This window comes from Streptomyces rugosispiralis, from assembly GCF_024505145.1.
Lineage (GTDB): Bacteria > Actinomycetota > Actinomycetes > Streptomycetales > Streptomycetaceae > Streptomyces > Streptomyces rugosispiralis.
Genome location: NZ_JANIAA010000052.1, coordinates 17092 through 40222 on the forward strand (window position 1 = coordinate 17092; position 23131 = coordinate 40222).

General features: G+C 72.3%; 23 protein-coding genes. 11 read left to right on the plus strand and 12 right to left on the minus strand.

Annotated features, from left to right (window positions below):
* Positions 1 to 31: 31 nt before the first annotated feature.
* Both NP777_RS42045 and NP777_RS42050 read right to left on the minus strand, forming a co-directional pair.
* Positions 32 to 1468 carry an ATP-binding protein gene (locus NP777_RS42045; RefSeq protein ID WP_256655465.1) on the minus strand — a complete coding sequence of 479 codons (1437 nt, stop codon included), beginning with the start codon at positions 1466 to 1468 and terminating at the stop codon, positions 32 to 34.
* An 18-nt stretch (positions 1469 to 1486) separates the two neighbouring features.
* Positions 1487 to 2197: a response regulator transcription factor gene (locus tag NP777_RS42050; RefSeq protein WP_256655466.1), complete on the minus strand. Its 711-nt coding sequence runs from the start codon at positions 2195 to 2197 to the stop codon at positions 1487 to 1489.
* A 306-nt stretch (positions 2198 to 2503) separates the two neighbouring features.
* Here NP777_RS42050 and NP777_RS42055 point away from each other — a divergent pair, with 306 nt between their 5' ends.
* The 8 genes from NP777_RS42055 to NP777_RS42085 all read left to right on the plus strand — a co-directional run bounded on the left by NP777_RS42055 (position 2504) and on the right by NP777_RS42085 (position 9383).
* A complete protein-coding gene (locus NP777_RS42055) occupies positions 2504 to 3280 on the plus strand; it encodes an amino acid ABC transporter ATP-binding protein (protein ID WP_256655467.1) in 777 nt (258 codons plus the stop codon).
* Positions 3281 to 3379: 99 nt separating this feature from the next.
* Complete coding sequence (locus tag NP777_RS42060; protein WP_256655468.1) at positions 3380 to 4291, plus strand: glutamate ABC transporter substrate-binding protein; 912 nt, start codon at positions 3380 to 3382, stop codon at positions 4289 to 4291.
* Positions 4292 to 4398: 107 nt separating this feature from the next.
* Positions 4399 to 5046 carry an amino acid ABC transporter permease gene (locus tag NP777_RS42065; protein WP_256655469.1) on the plus strand — a complete coding sequence of 216 codons (648 nt, stop codon included), beginning with the start codon at positions 4399 to 4401 and terminating at the stop codon, positions 5044 to 5046.
* Entirely contained in the window at positions 5043 to 5987 is a 945-nt protein-coding gene (locus NP777_RS42070) for an amino acid ABC transporter permease (RefSeq protein WP_256655470.1), read from the plus strand. The genes NP777_RS42065 and NP777_RS42070 overlap by 4 nt, the downstream gene beginning before the upstream one ends.
* 233 nt (positions 5988 to 6220) lie before the next feature.
* Positions 6221 to 7960: an FAD-dependent monooxygenase gene (locus NP777_RS42075; protein WP_256655471.1), complete on the plus strand. Its 1740-nt coding sequence runs from the start codon at positions 6221 to 6223 to the stop codon at positions 7958 to 7960.
* A 295-nt stretch (positions 7961 to 8255) separates the two neighbouring features.
* A complete protein-coding gene (locus NP777_RS48390; RefSeq protein ID WP_309471148.1) occupies positions 8256 to 8345 on the plus strand; it encodes a putative leader peptide in 90 nt (29 codons plus the stop codon).
* A gap of 61 nt (positions 8346 to 8406) precedes the next feature.
* Entirely contained in the window at positions 8407 to 8982 is a 576-nt protein-coding gene (locus tag NP777_RS42080; protein ID WP_391858681.1) for a cysteine dioxygenase, read from the plus strand.
* A 5-nt stretch (positions 8983 to 8987) separates the two neighbouring features.
* Complete coding sequence (locus NP777_RS42085; protein WP_256655472.1) at positions 8988 to 9383, plus strand: rhodanese-like domain-containing protein; 396 nt, start codon at positions 8988 to 8990, stop codon at positions 9381 to 9383.
* A gap of 85 nt (positions 9384 to 9468) precedes the next feature.
* Here the strand turns inward: NP777_RS42085 and recX are convergent, their stop codons facing one another.
* From recX to NP777_RS42105, 4 genes are all read right to left on the minus strand, one after another.
* Positions 9469 to 10080, minus strand: coding sequence for a recombination regulator RecX (gene recX / locus NP777_RS42090; protein WP_256655473.1), 612 nt, complete (start codon positions 10078 to 10080; stop codon positions 9469 to 9471).
* Between the two features lie 3 nt (positions 10081 to 10083).
* Positions 10084 to 11220 (minus strand): recombinase RecA, encoded by a 1137-nt coding sequence (gene recA / locus NP777_RS42095; protein ID WP_256655474.1) that lies wholly within the window; start codon positions 11218 to 11220, stop codon positions 10084 to 10086.
* 136 nt (positions 11221 to 11356) lie between these two features.
* Positions 11357 to 12562 carry an AI-2E family transporter gene (locus NP777_RS42100; protein WP_256655475.1) on the minus strand — a complete coding sequence of 402 codons (1206 nt, stop codon included), beginning with the start codon at positions 12560 to 12562 and terminating at the stop codon, positions 11357 to 11359.
* A gap of 79 nt (positions 12563 to 12641) precedes the next feature.
* On the minus strand, positions 12642 to 12836 hold the full coding sequence (locus NP777_RS42105) for a DUF3046 domain-containing protein (RefSeq protein ID WP_020868025.1): 195 nt from the start codon (positions 12834 to 12836) through the stop codon (positions 12642 to 12644).
* 78 nt (positions 12837 to 12914) lie between these two features.
* Here NP777_RS42105 and NP777_RS42110 point away from each other — a divergent pair, with 78 nt between their 5' ends.
* Positions 12915 to 13910, plus strand: a complete 996-nt coding sequence (locus NP777_RS42110) for a hypothetical protein (RefSeq protein WP_256655476.1) — start codon at positions 12915 to 12917, stop codon at positions 13908 to 13910.
* Between the two features lie 19 nt (positions 13911 to 13929).
* Here the strand turns inward: NP777_RS42110 and NP777_RS42115 are convergent, their stop codons facing one another.
* Genes NP777_RS42115 through NP777_RS42125 form a run of 3 tightly spaced genes read right to left on the minus strand, consistent with a single transcriptional unit; the run spans position 13930 to position 15819 of the window.
* A complete protein-coding gene (locus tag NP777_RS42115; RefSeq protein ID WP_256655477.1) occupies positions 13930 to 14232 on the minus strand; it encodes an AzlD domain-containing protein in 303 nt (100 codons plus the stop codon).
* On the minus strand, positions 14229 to 14966 hold the full coding sequence (locus NP777_RS42120; RefSeq protein ID WP_391858682.1) for an AzlC family ABC transporter permease: 738 nt from the start codon (positions 14964 to 14966) through the stop codon (positions 14229 to 14231). Before NP777_RS42120 ends, NP777_RS42115 begins: the two co-directional genes overlap by 4 nt.
* Position 14967: 1 nt before the next feature.
* The gene (locus tag NP777_RS42125; RefSeq protein ID WP_256655479.1) at positions 14968 to 15819 is read right to left on the minus strand and encodes an AraC family transcriptional regulator; all 852 of its coding nucleotides are present in this window, start codon (positions 15817 to 15819) and stop codon (positions 14968 to 14970) included.
* An 81-nt stretch (positions 15820 to 15900) separates the two neighbouring features.
* On the opposite strand from NP777_RS42125, the gene NP777_RS42130 reads away from it, so the two are divergent.
* The gene (locus tag NP777_RS42130) at positions 15901 to 20661 is read left to right on the plus strand and encodes an ATP-dependent helicase (protein WP_256655480.1); all 4761 of its coding nucleotides are present in this window, start codon (positions 15901 to 15903) and stop codon (positions 20659 to 20661) included.
* A 96-nt stretch (positions 20662 to 20757) separates the two neighbouring features.
* The gene (locus NP777_RS42135) at positions 20758 to 21564 is read left to right on the plus strand and encodes an Fpg/Nei family DNA glycosylase (RefSeq protein WP_256655481.1); all 807 of its coding nucleotides are present in this window, start codon (positions 20758 to 20760) and stop codon (positions 21562 to 21564) included.
* Here NP777_RS42135 and NP777_RS42140 read toward each other — a convergent pair.
* The 3 genes from NP777_RS42140 to NP777_RS42150 all read right to left on the minus strand — a co-directional run bounded on the left by NP777_RS42140 (position 21498) and on the right by NP777_RS42150 (position 23087).
* Complete coding sequence (locus NP777_RS42140; protein ID WP_256655482.1) at positions 21498 to 21800, minus strand: hypothetical protein; 303 nt, start codon at positions 21798 to 21800, stop codon at positions 21498 to 21500. The genes NP777_RS42135 and NP777_RS42140 overlap by 67 nt on opposite strands.
* Before the next feature lie 271 nt (positions 21801 to 22071).
* Positions 22072 to 22554 carry a Dps family protein gene (locus NP777_RS42145; protein ID WP_256655483.1) on the minus strand — a complete coding sequence of 161 codons (483 nt, stop codon included), beginning with the start codon at positions 22552 to 22554 and terminating at the stop codon, positions 22072 to 22074.
* Positions 22555 to 22700: 146 nt separating this feature from the next.
* A complete protein-coding gene (locus NP777_RS42150) occupies positions 22701 to 23087 on the minus strand; it encodes a helix-turn-helix domain-containing protein (protein WP_020868033.1) in 387 nt (128 codons plus the stop codon).
* Positions 23088 to 23131: the final 44 nt, after the last annotated feature.

Sequence of the window (23131 nt, forward strand, 5' to 3'; positions counted from 1 at the left end):
TTACGCCCGCCCCACGTCCTCACAGCCCGCCTCACGTCCTTACGGTCGTCACCGTCTCACCGGGCCCCGTCCGCGGCACCGTAATGGTCACGCGCAGACCGCAGGGCTCGTTGGGCGCGTAGTCGATCGTGCCCCCGCCCGCCGTCAGCAGCGCGCGGGTGATGGACAGGCCCAGGCCCGAGCCCGAGACGTTCTGGTGGCGGCTGCTGCGCCAGAAGCGGTCGCCGATGCGGGCGAGTTCGTCCTCGGTGAGGCCCGGGCCGCCGTCGGCGACGACGATCGCCACGGTGTCGCCCTCCGTACGCGCCGAGACCTCGACATGCGCCCCCTCGGGCGTGAACTTCAGGGCGTTGTCGACGACGGCGTCCAGCGCGCTGGACAGGGCCACCGGATCGGCCCAGCCGGTGATGGCCGCGGGGCCGGTGTAGGCGAGCCCGACCTCCTCCCGTTCGGCCACCGGAAGCCAGGCGTCCACCCGATCGGTCGCCAGCTCCGCGATATCGGTGAGCCGCAGATCCGCGGCGGAGTGCTCGGCCAGGGCGAGGTCGAGCAGATCGTCCAGGACGCTGGCCAGGCGCTTGCCCTCCGTCCGCACCGAAGCGATCTCCTCATGGCCGTCCGGCAGTTCCAGCGCCAGCAGCTCGATGCGCAGCAACAGCGCGGAGAGCGGATTGCGCAGCTGGTGAGAGGCGTCGGCGACGAACGCCCGCTGCTGCTCCAGGACTTCCTCGACGTTGTCGGCCATCTCGTTGAACGAGCGGGCCAGCCGGCGCAGCTCCGGCGGCCCGGAGGCGGCCGCGACGCGTGACTGCATCCGCCCGGTCGCGATGTCATGGGTCGCGGTGTCCAGGACGCGCACGGGCCGCAGCACCCATCCGGTGAGCCGGAAGGCGGCGCCCACGGCCAGCAGCATCGCGGCGCATTCGCCCGCGCCGATCACCAGCCAGCCGTGCAGGATCCGCGACCGCATCTGGCCGGTGGGCGAGTCGGTGACGACGACGGCCACCACGTCCCCGTCGCGGACGACGGGCGACGCCACGGTCAGCCTGCCCCGCTGCCAGGGCCACACCTGGGGCGGATCGTGGCTGCGGCGCCCGGCGAGGGCCTCGTCGAACGCCTGGGCGCTCTCCCCCGTGTCCGGCAGCCGCCAGCCGCCGGGCGCCTCGGCCATGGGCGGTGCGTCCCGATCCCGGTAGAAGACCCCGGCCCGGATGCCGTAGAGGTCGTGGTAGCGCTTGAGCTCGGCGCGCAGGGTGCCCAGCCGCTCGTTCCCCTCGGCGCCGACCGCCCCCGTGGGCCCGGCGGTGACGAACTGGGCGAGCGCGGCGAAGCGCGCGGTGTCGTCGATCCGGTCGACGACCACGCGCTGCTGCTCCCGGGCGGCCAGGCTCCCCGCGAGCGGGAAGCCGAGCGCGAGCAGCACGCCCGCCATGAGGACGATGAGGAGCGGGAGGAGCCGAGTGCGCACCGAGGGAGCCCCGGTCGCTCAGCCGGCCGGGGCGACGAGGCGATAGCCCACCCCGCGCACCGTCTCGATCAGGGCGGGCATCCGCAGCTTGGAGCGCAGGGAGGCGATGTGGACCTCCAGGGTCCGCCCCGTCCCCTCCCAACTGGTGCGCCAGACCTCACTGATGATCTGCTCCCGGCGGAAGACCACGCCGGGGCGCTGGGCGAGCAGGGCGAGCAGATCGAACTCCTTACGGGTGAGCGAGACGGTCGTGCCGTTGACGGAGACCTGGCGGGTGGGCAGCTCGATGGTCACCGGGCCGAGCCGCAGCGGCGGATGGGAGCCGTCCGGGCTCTCCTCGGTGCCGTGGCCCGGGTCGTGGGCGGCGGTGCGGCGGCTGACGGCGTGGATCCGCGCGAGCAGCTCCATGGTGTCGTACGGCTTGACCACGTAGTCGTCGGCGCCGAGGTTGAGCCCGTGTATGCGCGAGCGCACATCGGCACGTGCCGTCACCATGATCACGGGAGTGGCGGCGCGCTTGCGGATCTTGCCGCACACCTCGAAACCGTCCTGGTCGGGCAGGCCGAGGTCGAGCAGGACGACGCCGAAGGGGGCGCCGGAATCGGGCAGCAGCGCCTGCAACGCCTCCTCGCCGCTGCGGGCGTGGGTGACCTCGAAACCGTGCTTGGAGAGCATGGCGGACAGGGCCGCGGCGACATGGTTGTCGTCCTCGACGAGCAGCAGTCTCACCGACCCCTCCGCCACCTTTCCGTATCAGGGGAGACGCGTCCCGTACGCGTCCCCGTCACCATGTCTTCGGATGCGGCCACGAACATGGCCACAGGGCATCCACCCCGATCGACGGGCAGCCGTCAAGACGCATTCGGTCACACACTGGTTTCCGTTACGCACCCGGTACGGCGCGCGTCGTCCCGTTCACGCAGAGTGTCGCATCGCAGCCAGATCGTTATCCTCAATTTCAGCTCAGATGTAATGACGCTGGTCGCGGGCGCTTATTAGTGTCCTCCCAACCGAGGAGGACGGAGCGAGACGCCGATGAGCGAAGTATCGGTGACCAAGGACGCCGCACCGGTGGCGACCGCGTTGGTTGCGTTGTCAGGAGTCAACAAGCACTTCGGCGCGCTGCATGTGCTCCAGGACATCGACCTGACCATCAGCCGCGGCGAAGTGGTCGTCGTCATCGGGCCGTCCGGGTCCGGGAAGTCGACGCTGTGCCGCACGGTCAACCGGCTGGAGACGATCGACTCCGGCTCCATCACGATCGACGGCAAGCCGCTGCCCCAGGAGGGCAGGGAGCTCGCCCGGCTGCGTGCCGACGTCGGCATGGTCTTCCAGTCCTTCAACCTCTTCGCGCACAAGACGGTGCTCGAGAACGTGATGCTGGGCCAGATCAAGGTCCGTAAGACGGACAAGAAGGCCGCCGAGGAGAAGGCCCGCACGCTGCTCGACCGGGTCGGCGTCGGCGCGCAGGCGGACAAGTACCCCGCCCAGCTGTCCGGTGGTCAGCAGCAGCGCGTGGCGATCGCGCGTGCCCTGGCCATGGACCCGAAGGTGATGCTCTTCGACGAGCCGACCTCGGCGCTGGACCCCGAGATGATCAACGAGGTGCTGGAGGTCATGCAGCAGCTCGCCCGGGACGGCATGACGATGGTCGTCGTCACCCACGAGATGGGCTTCGCCCGTTCCGCGGCGAACCGGGTGGTCTTCATGGCCGATGGCCGGATCGTCGAAGAGGCCGAGCCGGAGCAGTTCTTCAACAACCCCCGCAGCGACCGGGCCAAGGACTTCCTGTCGAAGATCCTGCACCACTGAGCCCGCTGAGCCCGCCGGGCCAGCACGTGGCCCGGCAGACCGCTCCACGTTCGCCACTGCGTATGTGAACCACGTACTGAACACAGAGGGATGGGCACCATGAGGATTCGTAAGACGGCCGCGGCGGCCACGGTGGTTCTCGCGCTGGCCGCGACGGCGACCGCCTGTGGCGGCGAGAAGGGCACCGCCGGGGACAAGCCGAAGGGCGGCGAGGTCTTCAGCGGCGACTACACGGTCGCGAAGGATGTGAAGATCGACTCGCCGACCCTGAAGGCGGCGCAGAAGCGCGGCAAGATCGTCATCGGCGCCAAGGCCGACCAGCCCTTCCTCGGGTTCCAGGACACCGAGGGCAAGCGCTCCGGCTTCGACATCGAGATCGCCAAGATGGTCGCCGCCGACCTCGGCTTCTCCGCGGACAAGATCAGCTTCAAGACGGTGGACTCCAACGTCCGCGAGACCTCGATCTCCAAGGGCCAGGTCGACTACTACGTCGGCACCTACACCATCAACGACGAGCGCAAGAAGCAGGTCGGCTTCGCCGGCCCGTACTACCAGGCCGGTGCCGACCTGCTGGTCCGCAAGGAGGACAAGGACAAGATCACCGGCCCGGACAGCATCAAGGGCAAGAAGGTCTGCTCGATCGTCGGCTCCACCCCGCTCCAGGAGATCAAGAAGCCGAAGTACGGCGCCAAGACCACCGAGCTGAGCAAGTACTCGCTCTGCGTCAAGCAGCTGCTCGACGGCCAGGTCGACGCGGTCACCACCGACGACGCCATCCTCAAGGGCTACGCCGCCCAGCGCCCGAGCAAGCTGTACGTGGTCGGCAAGCCGTTCACCGAGGAGCCGTACGGCGTCGGCATGAACAAGAACGACAAGGCGCTCCGCGACGCGATCACCGACTCGCTCGAGAAGCACATCAAGAACGGCGACTACAAGAAGGCGTACGAGGGCACGCTCGGCAAGTCCGGCTCCTCCTACGTCGCGCCGAAGACGCCCCTGCCGCGCTACTGAGCAGGGTTCCTCGACGGGCCCGTCCGCTCGTCCGCCCGTTTCACCTGTTCACCTCGAAGCCGGTGCGCTCCGCACGCCGCTGACCTGACCGCTACCGCGGAGAATCGATGAACGTACTTCTCGATCATTTGCCCCAGTTCCGGGAGGGGTTCCTGGGAACCCTCTCCATCACGGCGGCCAGTGCGGCGCTGGCTCTCGTGCTGGGCATCGTCATAGCCGGCTTCCGGGTGTCGCCCATACCGCCGCTGCGGGCGTTCGGGACAGCCTGGGTCACCCTGCTGCGCAACACCCCGCTGACCCTGCTGTTCCTGATCGCGTTCTTCGTGATCCCGCAGATCTTCTTCCCGGGGACGAGCCCCTTCGTGCTCGCCATGATGGCGCTGGGCTGCTACACGTCGTCCTTCGTCTGCGAGGCCGTGCGGTCCGGTATCAACACCGTGCCGCTCGGCCAGGCGGAGGCCGCCCGCAGCCTGGGGATGACCTTCTTCCAGACCCTCCGGCTGATCGTCCTCCCCCAGGCCACCCGGTCCGTCATTCCGCCCATGAGCAGCATCTTCATCGCGCTCACCAAGAACTCGGCCATCGCCGGAGCGTTCAGCAACACCGAACTGTTCAATGTCTCGAAGCTGCTGAGTGACAAGGGCTTCGCGATCGGCTGGATCTTCCTGTGGATCGCGCTGTGCTACCTGGTCATCACGTTCGCCATCAGCGGTCTCTTCCGGCTGCTGGAGAACCGCCTGGAGGTGGCCCGATGAGCTCGAGCGTCCTGTACGACGCCCCCGGCCCCAAGGCCCGCGTCCGGAACCGCATCTTCTCCGTGGTCGGCGGCCTGGCCGTCCTCGGGCTGATCGTCTTCGCGGTGGTGCGGCTGAACGCCAAGGGCCAGTTCGCGCCCGAGATGTGGGACATCTTCAACTACGCGGGGGTGCGGAACAGCATCCGCGACGGTGTGCTCACCACCCTGAAGGTGTTCGCGGTCGCGGCGGTGCTCTCCCTGGCCCTCGGTGTGCTGCTGGCCGTCGGCCGGCTCTCGGACCACAAGCCGGTCCGCTGGTTCGCGACCGGCTTCATCGAGCTGTTCCGGGCCGTCCCACTGCTGATCACCATCTACGTGCTGTGGGTGCTCTTCCTGACCTACCGCTCGGACCTGGGGCTCAGCGGTGACAACACCGGCTTCTGGGCCCTGGTCATCGGCCTTACCGTCTACAACGGCTCGGTCCAGGCCGAGGTCCTGCGGGCGGGCATCAACTCGGTGCCCAGGGGCCAGCGCGAGGCCGCGTACGCCCTGGGCATGCGCAAGACCCAGGTCATGATGACGGTCCTGGTGCCGCAGGCCGTACGGGCGATGCTGCCGACCATCATCAGCCAGCTGGTGGTGACGCTGAAGGACACCTCCCTCGGCTATGTCATCACCTACCAGGAGCTGCTGTTCCAGCTTCAGCAACTGGCCGGCAACATCGTGGTCAACGACGAGAACCCCTACGTCCCGGTGATCATCGTCGGCGGTGTCATCTACATCGCGATGTGTCTGGCCCTCTCCGCCCTCGCCACCTGGATCGAGCGGCGCGGCCGGCGCGCCAAGACCGGTATCCGGGTCGCGGACGCCGGACAGCCGCTCGCGGCCGCCGACGCGCTCGACGTCGTCGACCAGTCCGCGGCCTCGGCACCGGACGCGTCCGCGGGCAAGACGAACTGAGGGGCCGTCCGGTCCTCCGGACGGACGCCGCCCGGAGGGCCGGACGGGACGCCATCCGGGGGCCGGGCGGATGAGCGAGACCCTTACCAGGGCGGTGGCGCACGCGCCACCGCCCTTCGTCGCTTGACGCGGGCAGCGGCAGTGGGTTGCATGCTTTCTGTGATCGCTCACCGGGTTTCAACTGCCAATTTCCGTACGTCACGTACGACCCGCAGGGACACAGGAACCGCACCGTGGACCCGGTGATCGTCGCCGGGGCGGGCCCGGTCGGCCTCACCCTGGCCCTCGCCCTCGCGCGCCTCGAGGTGCCCGTCATCCTGCTGGACGAGTCCACGGAAGCCGAGGAGAGCCGTCTGGCCCGCACCGTCGTGCTGCGCCCGGATGCCGCCGCCCTGCTGGAGCGGCTGGGCTGCCGGGTCACCGCCCGCGCCCGGCCGTGGACCGGCTGGCGCACGATGCGGCGGCGGCAGCTGGTGCGGCAGGTGCCCCTCACGCCCGGCGGTCTCTTCGGTGGTTCGCCGTCGCCCGCGCGCGGCACCGGCGGCTGGGACGGCGGCCTTACGGAGGCCATGGAGGCTCCCGAGGGGGACGCGCCCGCCTCGGAGGACGAGTCGGCACCGGTGTCGGCGCCCTCACCGCTGCATCTGCCCCAGCATGAGCTCGCCCGGGCGCTGCGGGGCTCGCTGGCCGCCATGGGTGACGAGGACCTCGTCCGGATCGTCTCCGGAACCCGGATCGACGACCTGGAGCAGGACGACAACGGGGTCGGGGTGCGCACCCGGGGCGCCCAGGCCACCTGGTGGCGGGGCAGCTATCTGGTGGGCTGCGACGGGCCGCGGTCCACCGTCCGCAAGCTCCTGGGCGTGCGCTTCCCGGGCCGTACGGCGGTGGAGCGGCACGCCGTCGCGGCGCTGCGCGCCGAACTCCCCTGGCCCGGGGAGGCCCTGCTGCACCGCTCCCCGCCCTGGCGCAGCATCGATGCCGAGGTGACCGCCCGGCCGCTGCCGCACGGCCTGTGGCGGATCGACTGGCTGCTGCCGCCCGGCCGCGATCTCGTCACCCCGGACGCCCTGATGGTGCGGGTGCGCGACACCCTCGCGGGGTGGTGCGGCGAATCCGAGCCCCCCTATGAGCTCCTGGACACCGGCGTGCACACCGTGCACCACCGGCTCGCGCTGCGCTGGCGCGTCGGCCGCGCCTTCCTGGCCGGGGACGCCGCCCATCTGCTGGGCGCGCTCGGCACCCAGGGGCTCGAGGAAGGGCTGCGGGACGTCGACAACCTCGCCTGGAAACTCTCCCTCGCCTGGCACCACGGGGCCTCGGACGCGCTGCTGGACAGCTATCAGGCGGAGCGGCGCGGAGCCGTCGGGGCCCGGCTGCGGGCGGCGGACCAGGCGCTGCCGCTGGTACGGGCGGCCGGCGGCTGGCACGCGGTACGGCGCACCGTGCGACCCGGCGGGGCGCGTGGGCACGACGTGCTGCTCACCGACGGTCATCTCGGGCGGGGCCCGCTGGGCGCGCCACCGGTCTACGACCGTTCGCCGCTGGCCCCGGCGGCACCGCCGGACGGCTCGATCACGGTGGGCACGGCGCTCGGGGCGCCGGTCGCCGATGTGCCGGTGACCGCGCCGGACGGCTCGGTGGTACGGCTGCGGGAGCGGCTCGGCCGGGAGCTGTTGGTGGTGCTGGTCGCCCCCGGCACCGGGGTGTGGGACCGCCGCCACTGGATGCGCGCCGGGCTGATGCCGCGGCTGGCGGCGGCCGTCGCGGCGCTGCCCCTGCGCACCGAGCTGCTGGTCACCGAGGTGTATCCGGGCGCCCCGGCGCACACCGTGCTGCTGGTGCGGCCGGACGGCCATCTCGCCGCGGCGCTGTCCGGGGTGCGGCCGAGCGCGCTGTACGCGTGCGCGGACGCGGCCCGGGGCGGAATCGCGGCCAGGGGCGCCCCGGCGCAGGCGAGCGCGCGGCGGTAAAGCGGGAAGCACGGCGGTAGCGCCGGAAGCGCGGGCTCAGCGGGGCGCGCCCGGTGCGCTCGGGCGCCTGGTCGCGCGCCCCGGTCGCGGTGCGCGTCCAGGGCGCGCGACCGTGTCCGGGGCGTGTCCGTGTCCGGGGCGTGTCCGTGTCCGGGCGCAGGAGATCGTCTGCGGGCGCGGACGGTCGTCCGCGGGCGTGCGTGGACGTCTCGGGGGCGTGCGTGATCCGGCCGCGCACCCACGTCCGGGGCGGTGAGGTTGACCTTCCTTTCCGGCACATGATTCACTTCGCAGCGTGACTGACACCTGCTTGCCTCGCTTCTGGCGGAGGGTCCATCTGGACCTGGTCCGCTACGCGGGCTGTGTGTGTCGTCCGTCCTGTTGATCCGCTTCTTTTCCGCGCGGCGCGGCCGCGCCCCTTTCGCGATCATTCAGGACGGTTCTCTGTGCCCGACGTACGCACTTCCACCTCCAGTCCCGTGCGCCCCGCCGTGGACCTCGTCACGGACCCCGTATCCGGTCCCGTCACCCCGCCCAGCGCCGCGGAACTGCTCGACTTCGCCCGCCGGACCGCCGTCGACGCCGATCTCGTCGCCTCGCTTCCGCTCGACCCGGAGGGCCGCACCTGGCTGCGTCTCGACGGGCCCGGCGGCAGTGAGGCCTGGCTGATCGGCTGGCCGCCGGGCACCGGCACCGGCTGGCACGACCACGGCGGCTCCCATGGCGCCTTCGTCTCGGCGGCGGGTGAGCTCAACGAGCAGTCGCTCGCCGCGAGTCTGCCCACCGAGGGCTGGAAGACCCTGGAGCTGGCCGACGGCGTGGACCGCGAACGGCGGCTGCCCGCCGGGCAGGGCCGGGCCTTCGGGCCGCACCATGTGCATGAGGTGATCAACCCCTCCGACACCGAGCACGCGGTGTCGGTGCACGCCTACTATCCGCCGCTGCCGCTCATGCGGCGCTACAGCCGCACCGGTCAGACGCTGCGGCTGGAGCAGGTCGAGCGGCCCGAGGAGTGGGGATAGACGCGATGGGCACGACCAACACCACCAAGCGAAGCGTGGACGAACTGCTGGCCGAGGCCCGCGAGGAACTCGTCCGGCTGGAGCCCCTCGACGCCGCCGCGGCGCAGACCGAGGGCGCGCTGCTGGTGGACATCCGGTACGCGGCGCTGCGGGAGCGCGACGGCACCATCCCCGGGGCGCTGATCGTCGAGCGGAATGAGCTGGAGTGGCGGCTTGACCCGCAGTGCGACCACCGGCTGCCCGAGACCACCCACCACGATCTGCGGGTCGTGGTGGTGTGCAACGAGGGCTACGCGTCCAGCTTCGCGGCGGTCTCGCTGCGCCGGCTGGGGCTGGCGCGGGCGACCGATCTGATCGGCGGCTTCCAGGCGTGGCGCGCGGCGGGCCTCCCGGTGAGCTGAGAGGCCGTCCCCCGCCCTCATAGCCCCGTAGCCCCATAGCCCCGAGACGGAGCCACTACGTCTCCGCAGGAGCCCACCAGGCCTCTCAGAGGTCGGGAAGGTGATGCTCCAGCAGCTCCGCGTCCTCGCCCTCCTCCTCCAGCGCCCGCCGCACCACCCGCAGTGCCAGCCCCTCGGAGTAACCCTTGCGGGCCAGCATCCCGGCGAGACGGCGTATCCGCTTCTCCCGGTCCAGGCCACGGGTGGCCCTCAGCTTGCGCTCGACCAGCTCTTGCGCGGTCCGCTCCTCCTGATCGGCGTCGAGCTGTCCCACGGCGTCGTCGATCAGGGCGGAGTCCACGCCCTTGGTGCGCAGCTCACGGGCGAGCGCCCGCCGGGCGAGCCCCCGGCTGTGGTGCCGGGACTCCACCCATGCCTCCGCGAACGCCGCGTCGTCGATCAGACCGACGTCCTCGAACCGGGACAGCACCTCCTGCGCGGCGTCGTCGGGGATGCCCCGGGTGCGCAGCGCGTCCGCGAGCTGCTTACGGGTGCGCGGGGTCCCGGTGAGCAGGCGCAGGCAGATTGCCCGCGCCTGCTCCTCCGGGCCCGGCGGCGGCCCCTGCTCGGCCCTCGACAAGGAGGGGGCGCCGCTGTCCGGACGGTCCGGGCGCTCCGGGCGGCCTGGGCCGTCCGGCCATTCGGTCCGCCGTGTCATGGATCAGCTCTTGGCCGCGGCGGTCTTGGCCGCCTTCGCCCCGGACTTGGCCGCCGGTGCGGCCACGGCCTTCGCCGGTGCGGCGGCGGCCACGCCCGCGGCACCTGCCGCGTCCGCGGTGGGTGCGGCGGCCGGATCCTGGGGCTTCACCCCGATACCGAGCTTTTCCTTGATCTTCTTCTCGATCTCATTGGCGAGATCGGGGTTGTCCTTCAGGAAGTTGCGGGCGTTCTCCTTGCCCTGGCCGAGCTGGTCGCCCTCGTAGGTGTACCAGGCACCGGACTTGCGGACGAAGCCGTGCTCGACGCCCATGTCGATCAGACCGCCCTCGCGGCTGATGCCCTGGCCGTAGAGGATGTCGAACTCGGCCTGCTTGAAGGGCGGCGCGACCTTGTTCTTGACGACCTTGCAGCGAGTGCGGTTGCCGACCGCGTCGGTGCCGTCCTTGAGGGTCTCGATGCGGCGGATGTCGATGCGGACCGAGGCGTAGAACTTCAGCGCCCGGCCACCGGTCGTCGTCTCCGGGGAGCCGAACATGACGCCGATCTTCTCGCGCAGCTGATTGATGAAGATCGCGGTGGTCTTGGACTGGTTCAGCGCGCTGGTGATCTTGCGGAGCGCCTGGCTCATCAGCCGGGCCTGGAGACCGACGTGGGAGTCGCCCATCTCACCCTCGATCTCCGCGCGCGGCACCAGGGCGGCCACGGAGTCGATGACGATGAGGTCGAGAGCGCCGGAGCGGACCAGCATGTCCACGATCTCGAGCGCCTGCTCGCCGTTGTCCGGCTGGGACAGGATCAGCGAGTCGGTGTCCACGCCGAGCTTCTGCGCGTAGTCCGGGTCGAGGGCGTGCTCCGCGTCCACGAAGGCGACCGTGCCACCCGCCCGCTGGGCGTTGGCCACCGCGTGCAAGGTCAGGGTCGTCTTACCCGAGGACTCCGGGCCGTAGACCTCCACCACGCGGCCACGCGGCAAGCCGCCCACGCCGAGGGCGACGTCCAGAGCGGTCGACCCGGTGGGGATGACCTCAATGGGGTCGTTCGGCCGGTCGCCCATGCGCATCACGGCGCCCTTGCCGAATTGCCGTTCAATCTGTGCGAGCGCGGCGTCGAGGGCCTTCTCGCGGTCGGTTCCTGCCATGGGTCCCACCCGGTTTGCTTGAGTCGATCGCTTCACGTCCAAGACGCTAGCGCCTGCCACTGACAAGCGGCCCTGTCGTCCTCGGCCTGTGGATAACTGCCGGGATCTCCATGAGAATGGATGTTCGATTTTTGTGTCAACTACGCCGCGCCAGCGCGGCACGCATCCGCGCGAGGGCCGAGAGTCCGCGCCGCCGCGTGCGCCCGTGCACCCGCGGATCGTCGGTCACGTCATAGCGCTTGATGTACGCGCCGAGGAACGCCTGCAGCGTCGCGGTCGCCGGAATCGCGATCAGCGCGCCCACCGCGCCCAGCAGCGCGGTGCCCGCTATCACCGATCCGAAGGACACGGCCGGGTGGATGTCCACCGTCCTGGCGGTGATCCTCGGCTGCAGCAGATAGTTCTCGAACTGCTGGTAGATCACGACGAAGATCAGGACCCACAGCGCGTACCAGGGCTCGATGGTGAACGCGATGAGCATCGGCAGGGCCCCGGCCAGATAGGTGCCGATGGTCGGGATGAACTGCGAGATCAGCCCCACCCAGACGGCGAGCGCCGGGGCGTAGGGCACGCCCAGCGCCTCCAGCAGGATGTAGTGGGCGACACCGGAGATCAGGGCCATCAACCCGCGGGAGTAGATGTAGCCGCCGGTCTTGGCGACCGCGATCTCCCAGGCGCGCAACACCTCGACCTGCCGGGTCGGCGGCAGCACCGAGCACAGGGCGCGGCGCAACCGGGGGCCGTCGGCGGCGAAGTAGAAGGCGAACAGGGTCACCGTCAGCGTCTTGAACAACCCGCCGAGCACCTGCGCGGAGACGTCCAGCACATTGTCGGCGCTGTTCTTGACGTAGCTCTGCAGCCAGTCGGAGTGCAGCAGGCTGTCCTGGATCTCCAGACGCGACAGATGCGTATGGAACGTGTCGTTGATCCAGCTGACCACGTCATCGAGGTACTTCGGGAAGTCCTGGACCATGGTCATGATCTGGTCGGCGAGCATCGAGCCGAGCAGGGTGAAGAAGCCCGCGGTGCCGACGAGGATGGCGAGAAATACCAGCCCGGTGGCCAGCCCCCGGCGCATGCCGCGGGCGGCCATCCGGTCCACGGCCGGTTCGATCGCGAGCGCCAGGAAGAACGCGATCAGGATGTTCAGCAACAGCCCGGTCAGCTGGTCGAAGGCCCAGGTCGCAAGGCGGTAACAGGCCACCAGCGCGAGTGCGAGGACCATGGCGCGCGGCAGCCAGCGCGGCATGTGCGCGGCGGGTTGCGGGGAATCCGAGGAGGCCCGAGCGGCGCTCGGGTTGTCGTCGGCGTCGGAGGAGAGGGTCTCTTCGGTCGGGGCCACGGAGCAAGTGTGGCGTACACCGGTCGAAGAAATCCGGCCACCCCGGGAAGCTGATACGTCCGGAGCGCCCGGAGAGACCTCAGCGCCTGCTCTCGGGGATCTCCATCGCGGCGCAGACCCCGCGCCAGACGTCCTTGGCCTCCCAGCCGTCCCTCAGCGCCTCGTGCACCGTCCGGCCGCCGAGTTGCGACATCACATGATCGCGCGCGAAGGAGTCGGCGTACGCCTCGCCGAAGTGGTTCGCCATTCGCTGCCAGAAGTCCGTCAACCGCATGCGACCAGTATCGCGCTCCCGGGGTGCACCGGTGCGTGAGCCCCCTACTGACCGTGTCTTCCGGCCTACGGTCTGTCCATGGATCGATCCGCAAGCCTCCCCTCCTCGCCGTCGTCGCCCCCCTTGCCCACGCCCGGGCCCGCCGAGCCGGCCCGGCCGGCCGGTTCCTCCACGCTCTCCCGCGCCGAGCGGTTCATCTGGCTGTCCGCCCGCGTGCTGGAGCAGCGCAGATTCGCGTATCACTTCCTGGACGGCGGCGCCGAGGCGGTCGAGACCGCGCTGACCGCGTATCTGGGGACCGACGGGGGCTACGGCCATGCGCTGGATCCGGATCTGCGCGGCCCGGTGAGCCAGCCGCCGCATGCCGTGCACGCCTTACGGGTGCTCGACGGGATCGGGCGGTGCGGCGGGCAGCGAGTGGAGCGCCTGTGCCGCTATCTGACGTCGGTGTCCACCCCGGACGGCGCGCTGCCCGCCTGCCGCCCCTCGCCGCACGGCTATCCGGCGGCCCCCTGGATCCCGTCGGCGGACGATCCGCGCGGTGATCTGCTGACCACCGGGCCGGTGGTGGGGCTGCTGCACCGCAACGAGGTGTGGCATGCGTGGCTGTTCCGGGCCACGGACTTCTGCTGGGAGGCGGTCGCCGCCCTGGCGGAGGGCGGCGCGACGGTACGTCCGTACGAGGTCGCCGCGGCCGTCGCCTTCCTCGACGGGGCACCGGACCGGGCCCGCGCCGAGGCCGCGGCCCAGCGGCTCGGCCGCCGGGTGCGGGAGGAACGGCTGATCGTGCCGCCCCCGGCCCCCGGGCCCGCCGAGGACCGCCCCCTGGCGCCGGGGCCCTGTGAGCCCCTGCAGGTGCACGACATCGCCCGTACGCCCGGCTCACCGGCGCGCCGGTGGTTCACCGACGCCGAGGTGGAGCGGTCCCTGGACGCTCTGGTGGCCGCACAGCAGGAGGACGGCGGCTGGCCGCCGCACCGGCGGGCGTGGACGCCTGGGGCCACGCTCGAGTGGCGGTCGGTGGCGACCATCGAGGCGCTGCTGACGCTGCGGGCCTACGGGCGGCCGATCTGAGCGCGGGCGTCCGGGGCGGTCACAGGGCCCGGACACCGGCCGTGACGGCGACGGCCACGGCGACCACGACCAGGAAGGGGGCGCGGAGCACCAGCGCGAGCGCCGCCGCCCCCAGCCCGGCCGCCCTCGCGTCCAGGAGGAGGTGCCGGCCGTCGCTGAAGGTCTGCTGGGCGGTGAGGGCGGCCAGCAGGGCCACGGGCAGCAGCGCGGCCAGACGCCTGACGAGCGGGCGCTCCAGGACTCCGGCGGGCACCGAGAGGCCCAGCAGCTTGACCAGGTAGCAGCCCACGGCGGTGGCGCCGATGGCGATCCAGGTGGTCATCGGCGCTCACCCTCCGCGCCGCGCGCCATGCGCCCGTGCACCGTAAGGACGACGGGAGCGGCGAGCGCCGCCACCAGGACCGGGACCCCTGCGGGCAGCACCGGCTGGCACAGGAGCACCAGCAGGACCCCGAGACCGGCCACGGCCCGTTCGACGGTGCCGTTGAGCATGGGTGCCAGCAGGGCGAGGAAGACGGCGGGCCCCGCGGCGTCCAGGCCCCACGCGTCGGTGTCGCCGAGGGCGGACGCCCCCAGGGCGCCGATCAGCGTGGTGAGGTTCCACAGGACGTACAGCGTCAGCCCGGTGACGGTGAAGCCGAGGCGCGCGGTGCGCCGGTCTGGCTGGGCGAGGGCGACGGCCGAGGTCTCGTCGATGACCCATTGGGCCGCCAGGGGGCGCACCGCGCGCGGCAGCCCGAGGAGTCCGGACAGCCGCAGCCCGTAGAAGGCGTTGCGCACCCCGAGGAAGAATGCCCCGGCGGCGGCGGTGAACGGATTGCCGCCCGCCGCCAGCGCGCCCACCAGGGCGAACTGCGACGCCCCGGTGAAGACCAGCAGGCTGAGCGCGCAGGTCTGCAGCAGGCCGAGCCCGGCGCCCGCCGACGTCACCCCGAAGGCGAAGCCGGAGAGCCCCACCGCGACACCGACGCCCAGGGCGTCCCGGACGACGGCCGAGTCCGCCGGGGGCGCGGCGGGATCGGTTCGTATCTCTATCTGTTCTGACACAGCGCGCACGCTAGGCGAGCACTTCGGCTCCGGTCTTGTACGTTCTTGCGCGCTCGCGTCGGTAGGCGCCCGGTGGCACCCCCACGATGCGGGTGAAGTGACGGTTCAGGTGGGACTGGTCGGTGAAGCCGACGGCGACGGCCACCTCGGCGGGCGCGGTCCCGGCGTCCAGCAGCCGTCGGGCCCGGCGGACCCGGGCGTCGGTGAGCCAGGTGTGCGGCGGCATCCCGTAGACCGCGCGGTAGGCGCGCAGGAGGGCGAAGGGACCGGTGCCCACCTCGGCCGCCAGCCGCTCCAGGGACGGCGGGTCCGCCATCCGCTCCTCGAGGATCGCGCGGGCGCGCGTCGCCGTCCGCGCACCCGCGGTGCGCGCCGTGCGCTCGGGGAGCGGGCCACCGTGGTCGCGCAGCAGCCGGGCGAGCGCGACGCGCAGCAGGCTGTCGGCGGCGAGCGCGTTGCCCTCCTCGGCGGCCCGGTGCACCGCGGTGACCAGCCGCGAGCCCTGGGGATCGGCCACGGTGGGGATCCGGAATCCGGCCGTACCCCGGAGCGTGGTCGTCTCGGCCGCGATGCCGGCGACCAGGTCCGCGGCCGGGTACAGCACGCTGTACGCCCACCCCTCGGGCGCCCCCGCCCGTCCGGTGTGCGGCACCTCGGGGTTGATGAGCGCGAGCCCGCCGGGCCCGGTGCGCTCGATGGCACCGCGGTGGTGGAACTCCTCGACGCCCTCGGTGATCGCGGCGATCACGAAGGTCTCGTGGGTGTGCCAGACGAAGGTCTTGTCGATGTAGCGGGCCCGCAGCAGATCGACGCCCGGAAGCTGGGGGTACCGCCAGTGCCGCGCGCTTTCCCGGTTGGCCATGGCACCATTGTGCGCCCCACCCGGGCCCCCTCTGACCTGCGACTCCGTCCGTTGTCAGTGGTGCGGTGCACGATGGAGGGCATGGCAGGCTCGGCGCTCGACGGTTTCTCCCCGGCCACCCGCGGATGGTTCACGGGTGCCTTCACCGCGCCCACCCCCGCGCAGGAGGGCGCGTGGCGGGCGATCGGCGCGGGCTCGGACGTCCTGGTCGTCGCCCCCACCGGCTCGGGCAAGACCCTGGCCGCCTTCCTCGCGGCCCTGGACAGGCTGGCCGGTGAGCCGCCGCCCGCCGAGGCGAAGAAGCGCTGCCGGGTGCTCTATGTCTCCCCGCTCAAGGCCCTGGCGGTGGACGTCGAGCGCAATCTGCGCAGCCCGCTGACCGGTATCCGCCAGGAGGCGGTGCGGCTGGGCATGCCCGAGCCGGAGATCCGGGTGGGTACGCGCTCGGGCGACACCCCGGCCGCCGAGCGCCGCGCGCTGGCCACCCGCCCGCCGGACATCCTCATCACCACCCCCGAGTCGCTGTTCCTGATGCTCACCTCCGCCACCCGGGAGGCGCTGCGCGGGGTGGAGACCGTGATCCTGGACGAGGTCCACGCCGTCGCGGGCACCAAGCGGGGCGCCCATCTCGCGCTGTCCCTGGAGCGCCTCGACGAGTTGCTCGAGCGCCCCGCCCGGCGCATCGGCCTGTCCGCGACCGTGCGGCCGGTGGACGAGGTGGCGCGGTTCCTGTCACCGCGGCGCAAGGTGGAGATCGTCCAGCCGCCCTCGGGCAAGGAGTTCGACCTGTCGGTGGTCGTACCCGTGGAGGACCTGGGCGAGTTGGGCGGCGCCCCCGCCCAGGAGGGAGAGGCGGGCGAGCGGCCGTCGATCTGGCCCCATGTGGAGGAGCGGATCGCCGATCTGGTCCAGGCCCACCGCTCCACCATCGTCTTCGCCAACTCCCGCCGGCTGGCCGAGCGGCTGTGCAACCGGCTGAACGAGATCGCCTACGAGCGGGCCACCGGTGAGGCCCTGCCCGAGGACCACTCCCCCGCCGAGCTGATGGCCGAGGCCGGTGCGGCCCGTGGCGCGCCCGCGCTGCTGGCCCGCGCGCACCACGGCTCGGTGTCCAAGGAGCAGCGGGCGCTGGTCGAGGAAGACCTCAAGGCGGGCCGGCTGCCCGCCGTCGTCGCCACCTCCAGCCTCGAGCTCGGCATCGACATGGGCGCGGTCGACCTGGTCGTCCAGGTCGAGTCGCCGCCCTCGGTGGCCTCCGGGCTGCAGCGGGTCGGCCGGGCCGGCCACCAGGTGGGCGCGGTCTCCACCGGCGTCGTCTTCCCCAAGTACCGCGGCGATCTGGTGCAGGCCGCGGTGGTCACGGAGCGGATGCGCGAGGGCGCCATCGAGTCGCTGCGGGTGCCCGCCAACCCGCTGGACGTGCTCGCCCAGCAGCTGATCGCCATGACCGCCATGGACACCTGGGACGTGGACGAGCTGCTGACCCTGATCCGCCGCGCCGCGCCGTTCGCCTCGCTCCCGGAGTCGGCGTACACCTCGGTCCTCGACATGCTCGCGGGCCGCTACCCCTCCGACGCCTTCGCGGAGCTGCGGCCGCGGCTGGTGTGGGACCGCGTCGCCCATACGGTCACCGGCCGCCCCGGGGCGCAGCGGCTCGCGGTGACCTCCGGCGGCACCATCCCCGACCGCGGGCTCTTCGGCGTCTTCCTGGCGGGCGCCGGCCCCGAGAAGGGCGGCGGCCAATCGGCAGCGCGAAGCGCTTCGGCCCGGGGCGGTGGCGGGCGGCGGGTGGGCGAGCTCGACGAGGAGATGGTGTACGAGTCGCGGGTGGGCGATGTGTTCACCCTGGGCACCACCTCATGGCGGATCGAGGACATCACCCGCGACCGGGTCCTGGTCTCCCCCGCCCCCGGCGTCCCCGGCCGGCTGCCCTTCTGGAAGGGCGACCAGCTCGGCCGCCCCCTGGAGCTGGGCCGCGCCCTGGGCGCGTTCCTGCGCGAGGTGGGCGCGCTGCGGCCGGAGGACGCCCGCCTGCGGCTGCTGGCCGCCGGTCTGGACGCCTGGGCCGCCGAGAACGTCATCGGGTATCTGGACGAGCAGCGCCGCGCCTGCGGGCATGTGCCGGACGACCGCACGATCGTGGTGGAGCGGTTCCGCGACGAGCTGGGCGACTGGCGTGTGGTGGTCCACTCCCCCTTCGGCGCACAGGTCCACGCCCCCTGGGCGCTCGCCCTGGGCGCCCGCCTGTCCGAGCGGTACGGCATCGACGCCCAGGTCATGCACGCCGACGACGGCATCGTGCTGCGGCTGCCCGACGCCGATCTGATGGGGCTCGACCTCCTCGACGCGGACCCGATGCGCCAGGGCGTGGAGTACGACACCGAGCAGTCCCCGGTGGGCGCGGCCGATGTCGCGTTCGACAAGGGCGAGATCAACCAGATCGTCACCGACCAGGTCGGCGGCTCGGCGCTGTTCGCCTCCCGGTTCCGTGAATGCGCCGCCCGCGCCCTGCTGCTGCCCCGCCGCGATCCCGGCAAGCGCACCCCGTTGTGGCAGCAGCGCCAGCGCGCCGCGCAACTCCTCCAGGTGGCGAGCGAGTTCGGTTCCTTCCCGATCGTCCTCGAAGCGGTCCGCGAATGTCTCCAGGACGTCTTCGACGTCCCCGGCCTCACCGAGCTGATGGGCGACATCGAGACCCGTCGGGTCCGGCTGGTGGAGGTGACCACCCCCGAGCCGTCCCCCTTCGCCCGCTCGCTGCTCTTCGGCTATGTGGCGCAGTTCCTCTACGAGGGCGACTCCCCGCTCGCCGAGCGCCGTGCCGCCGCGCTCTCCCTGGACTCGCGGCTGCTGGCCGAGCTGCTGGGCCAGGCCGAGCTGCGCGAGCTGCTCGACGCCGACGTCCTGGCCGAGCTGGAGCAGGAGCTCCAGTGGCTCACCGAGGACCGCCGGATCAAGGACGCCGAGGGCGTGGCCGACGCCCTGCGGGTGCTCGGCCCGCTCACCACCGCCGATCTGGCCGAGCGCGGTGCCGAGCCCGGGTGGGTCGAGGACCTGGCCGGGGCCCGGCGCGCCATCCGGGTCCGGATCGCGGGCGAGGACCACTGGGCCGCGGTGGAGGACGCCGGGCGGCTGCGGGACGCGCTCGGCACGGCCCTGCCGGTCGGCGTCCCCGAGGCGTTCACCGAGCCGGTCAAGGACCCCCTCGGCGATCTGCTGGCCCGCTACGCCCGCACCCACGGCCCGTTCACCTCGGCGCAGGCCGCCGCCCGCTTCGGCCTCGGCACGGCCGTCACCGAGGGCGCCCTGCACCGGCTCGCCGCGAGCGCCCGCGTCGTCCAGGGCGAATTCCGCCCACCCGTCACCCACCACCACCCTTCTGACGATGCGCTTCGCGCGACCTCTTTCTTGGGCACGGGCCAGGAGTGGTGCGACGCGGCGGTGCTGCGCCGCCTGCGGCGCCGTTCCCTGGCCGCGCTGCGCCATGAGCTGGAGCCCGTACCGCCCTCGGCGCTCGCCTCCTTCCTCCCGCAGTGGCAGCATCTGGGCACCCACAGCCTGCGGGGTATCGACGGGCTGGTGCGCGCGGTCGAGCAGCTCCAGGGCGCACCGGTCCCCGCCTCCGCCCTGGAGAAGCTGGTCCTGCCGTCCCGGGTGAGCGACTACACCCCCACGATGCTCGACGAGCTCAGCGCCTCCGGGGAGGTCGTCTGGGCCGGCGCGGGCGCGCTGCCGGGCAAGGACGGCTGGGTCACCCTGCACCTGGCCGACACCGCCCCACTGCTGCTGCACACCCCGCACCCTCTCGAGGCGGGCCCGCTCCACCAGGCCGTCCTCGACGCCCTGGCCGGTGGGTACGGGCTGTTCTTCCGCCAGATCGCCGAGCAGGCCCGCGCCGCCGGGCACGAGTTCCTGGATCCCGAGCTCGCCGAGGCCCTGTGGGACCTGGTCTGGTCGGGCCGGGTCACCGGTGACACCCTCGCCCCGCTGCGCTCCCTGCTGGGCTCGGGCCGTACGGCGGGCTCCACGGCCCACCGCGCCAAGCGCACGGTCCCCAGGGGGCGTTATGGCGGCCTTACGGGCCGCACCGGCCGCCCGACGGCGTCGCGCAACGGCCCGCCCACGGTCGCCGGTCGCTGGTCCCTGCTGCCGGAGCGCGAGCCCGAACCGACCCACCGCGCCCACGCCCTGGCGCGCACCCTGCTCGACCGGCACGGCGTGGTCACCCGCGGGGCGGTCGCCGCCGAGGGGGTCGAGGGCGGCTTCTCCGCCGCCTACCGGGTGCTGTCCGCCTTCGAGGAGTCCGGCCAGGCGCGCCGCGGCTATGTGATCGAGGGCCTCGGCGCCGCCCAGTTCGCGATGGACGGCGCGGTGGACCGGCTGCGCGCGGTCAGCACGGCCCGCGACCGCGCCGCGGCCCCCGCCTTCGACGGACAGCGGGGGCAGCCCCGGCGCGCCTTCGTGCTCGCCTCGGCCGACCCCGCCAACGCCTATGGCGCCGCTCTCCCCTGGCCCGATCCGCCCGCCGACGCGGGCCACCGGCCGGGCCGTAAGGCTGGAGCGATGGTGGTGCTCGTCGACGGAGAGCTGACCCTCTACATGGAGCGGGGCGGCAAGACCCTGCTCGCCTGGCCATCTGGCGAGGCCGAGGCCGCCTCCCCGGAGGACGACGTCAGGCTGTGGACGGCGGTGGAGGCGCTGGCCGAGTCCGCCCGCGCGGGTGCGCTCGGCTCCGTCACCGTCGAGCGCGTCAACGGCGCCCAGGCGCTCTCGTCCCCGATCGGCAAGCTCCTGGAATCGGCGGGCTTCCACCCGACTCCCCGTGGCCTCCGCCTGCGCCCTTGATCAACCCCCGTCGTCCGCGCCCCGGAACAACGGCTCCGCGCGCCCCCGATCACCGGCCGCTCCCGCCTGCCCGCGCCCACCGGCATCATGGATGGCATGCCCGAAGGAGACACCGTCTGGCAGACCGCGCAGCGCCTGCACCAGGCCCTCGCGGGACCCCCGCTCATCCGCAGCGACCTGCGCGTCCCCCATCTGGCGACCGCCGACCTCACCGGCCGCCGGGTTCTCGAGGTGGTCCCGCGCGGCAAACATCTGCTGACCCGTGTCGAGGGCGGGCTGACCCTCCACTCCCATCTGCGGATGGACGGCTCCTGGCAGGTCTACGGGCCGGACGAGCGCTGGCGCGGCGGCCCGCACCACCAGATCAGGGCCATCCTCGCCAACGCCGCCCACACCGCCGTCGGCTACCGGCTGCCCGTCCTGGAGCTGCTCCGCACCGGCGACGAGGACCGGGTCGTCGGCCATCTCGGCCCCGATCTCCTCGGCCCCGACTGGGATCCGGACGAGGCGCTGCGCCGACTGCTCGCCGATCCCTCCCGGCCCCTGGGCGAAGCGCTGCTCGACCAGCGGAACCTCGCCGGGATCGGCAATGTCTACAAGTCCGAGCTGTGCTTCCTGCTGCGTGTGTCGCCGTGGCTGCCGATCGGCGAGGTGGCCTCCCCCGAGCGCCTGGTGGCCCACGCCAAGAAGCTCCTGGAGGCCAACAGGAACCGGCGTGCCCGGGTCACCACGGCCGAGTCACGCCGTGACCGCAGGCTATGGGTGTACGGGCGCCCGGGGCGGCCCTGTCTGCGCTGCGGCACACCGGTGCGAGCCGCCGACCAAGGGCGCGCGGGTCAGGAGCGCTCGACCTTCTGGTGCCCGAGCTGCCAGGCGGGACCACAGGGGCCCGTCCCGTCCTGACGCGGAGGGCCTCCCCGGCGGCGGGCGCCACGCCTTCTGGGCGAGGGACCGCAGTGCACCGGCAACAGGCTCAGCCCCCAGCCGCCGACCGCTAACGCCCCCTCCACCGGTCCGGTCTCCCCCGGCTGCACCGCCAGCCGCAGCACCGACCACCACCAGACGCCGCCCAGAACGAGCGCGAGCACCCACCGGACCGGCCTGAGCCCCTGGGTGTCGGCCCCTCCGACGGCTGCCATGACTGCCTCCTTCGGCGACGCTAGACGCCTGTTCGCATACGGCGGGAGGGCGCACAGGAGGCACGTCGGCGCGTGTCGGACACTCGCGCTCCCCCCAGTTTGCCCAGCCGGGCGATACGGCGCACCCAGAGCGGGCCACCGGGCCGGAACGCGGTGGCCTCAGCCCCGCCCGGCCGGGCCCCACATCCGCCTCAGCCGCGGCAGCCGCCGTCTGGCCGCACCAGCCGCCATCCAGCCGCGCTGTGCGCCGTCAAACCGCACCGGCCGCCGTCTAACCGCGATGGCCGCCGTTCTCGGCCTGGAACATCCAGTGGTGCTTCTCCAGGTCACGAGTGAGCTCGATGAGAATGTCCTGGGTCACCGGGTCCGGCTCGTCGGTCGCCCTGATGCGCTCCCGCATCCGCCCGATCACCGCTCCGAGGGCGTCCACGAGCGTCCGGACGGCCTGCGCGTCATCGGTCCAGCCGTCCTTGACCGTGTCGACACCGCTGGTCGCGGCGACCGTCTGGGCCCGTCCGTCCGGCGGCACCCCGAGCGCAGAGGCCCGCTCCGCCACCGTGTCGGCATACTCCCTGGTCGACGCCACGACCTCGTCGAGCTGCAGATGAACCGTGCGGAATCGCGGGCCCACGACGGTCCAGTGGATCTGCTTGCCCACCAGGTGGAGGTCGACGAGATCGACGAGGGCGCCCTGCAGCGCATCGGCGACGATCTTGAGGTGCTCCTCCGGCAGCGGGCTCTTCACCACAGACATCCACTTCCTCCTGTTCTCGACCGTTTGGCCCCTCTTGATTGCCTCTCTTCCTCTGGGGTGACCCGAATCCGGCCGGACAAACATCGAGGCCCCGGCCGGTATCGCTACCGGCCGGGGCCTCGGAGAGCTGGCTTCTCAGGGCGTTCTCAGGCCGCCACCACGTCCACGGCTTCCTTGGGCGTCTTGATGGTCACGCGCTCCTCCGGGACGCCCGTCACGGACGTCACAGACACGGGGTTGAGCACGGGACGCATGGGCGCCGGCACCTTCTCGGTGGTGGACGCGGCCGACTCGGCCAGTTCGGCGAGCGACAGCTCGTCGCTGACCTCGCGCATGACCTGCGACATCCGTACCTCCAGGGCGTCGCAGATGGCCGACAGCAGCTCGGACGAGGCTTCCTTCTGACCGCGCTCGACCTCTGACAGATAGCCGAGCGACACCCGGGCGGAGGAGGAAACCTCGCGCAGAGTACGGCCCTGGCGCTGGCGCTGCCGGCGCAGCACGTCACCCAGCAGGCGACGGAGCAGAATCATCGCTGGCTCCCTCCTCGGACCTCGGATCCGGATCCTTCACGCCC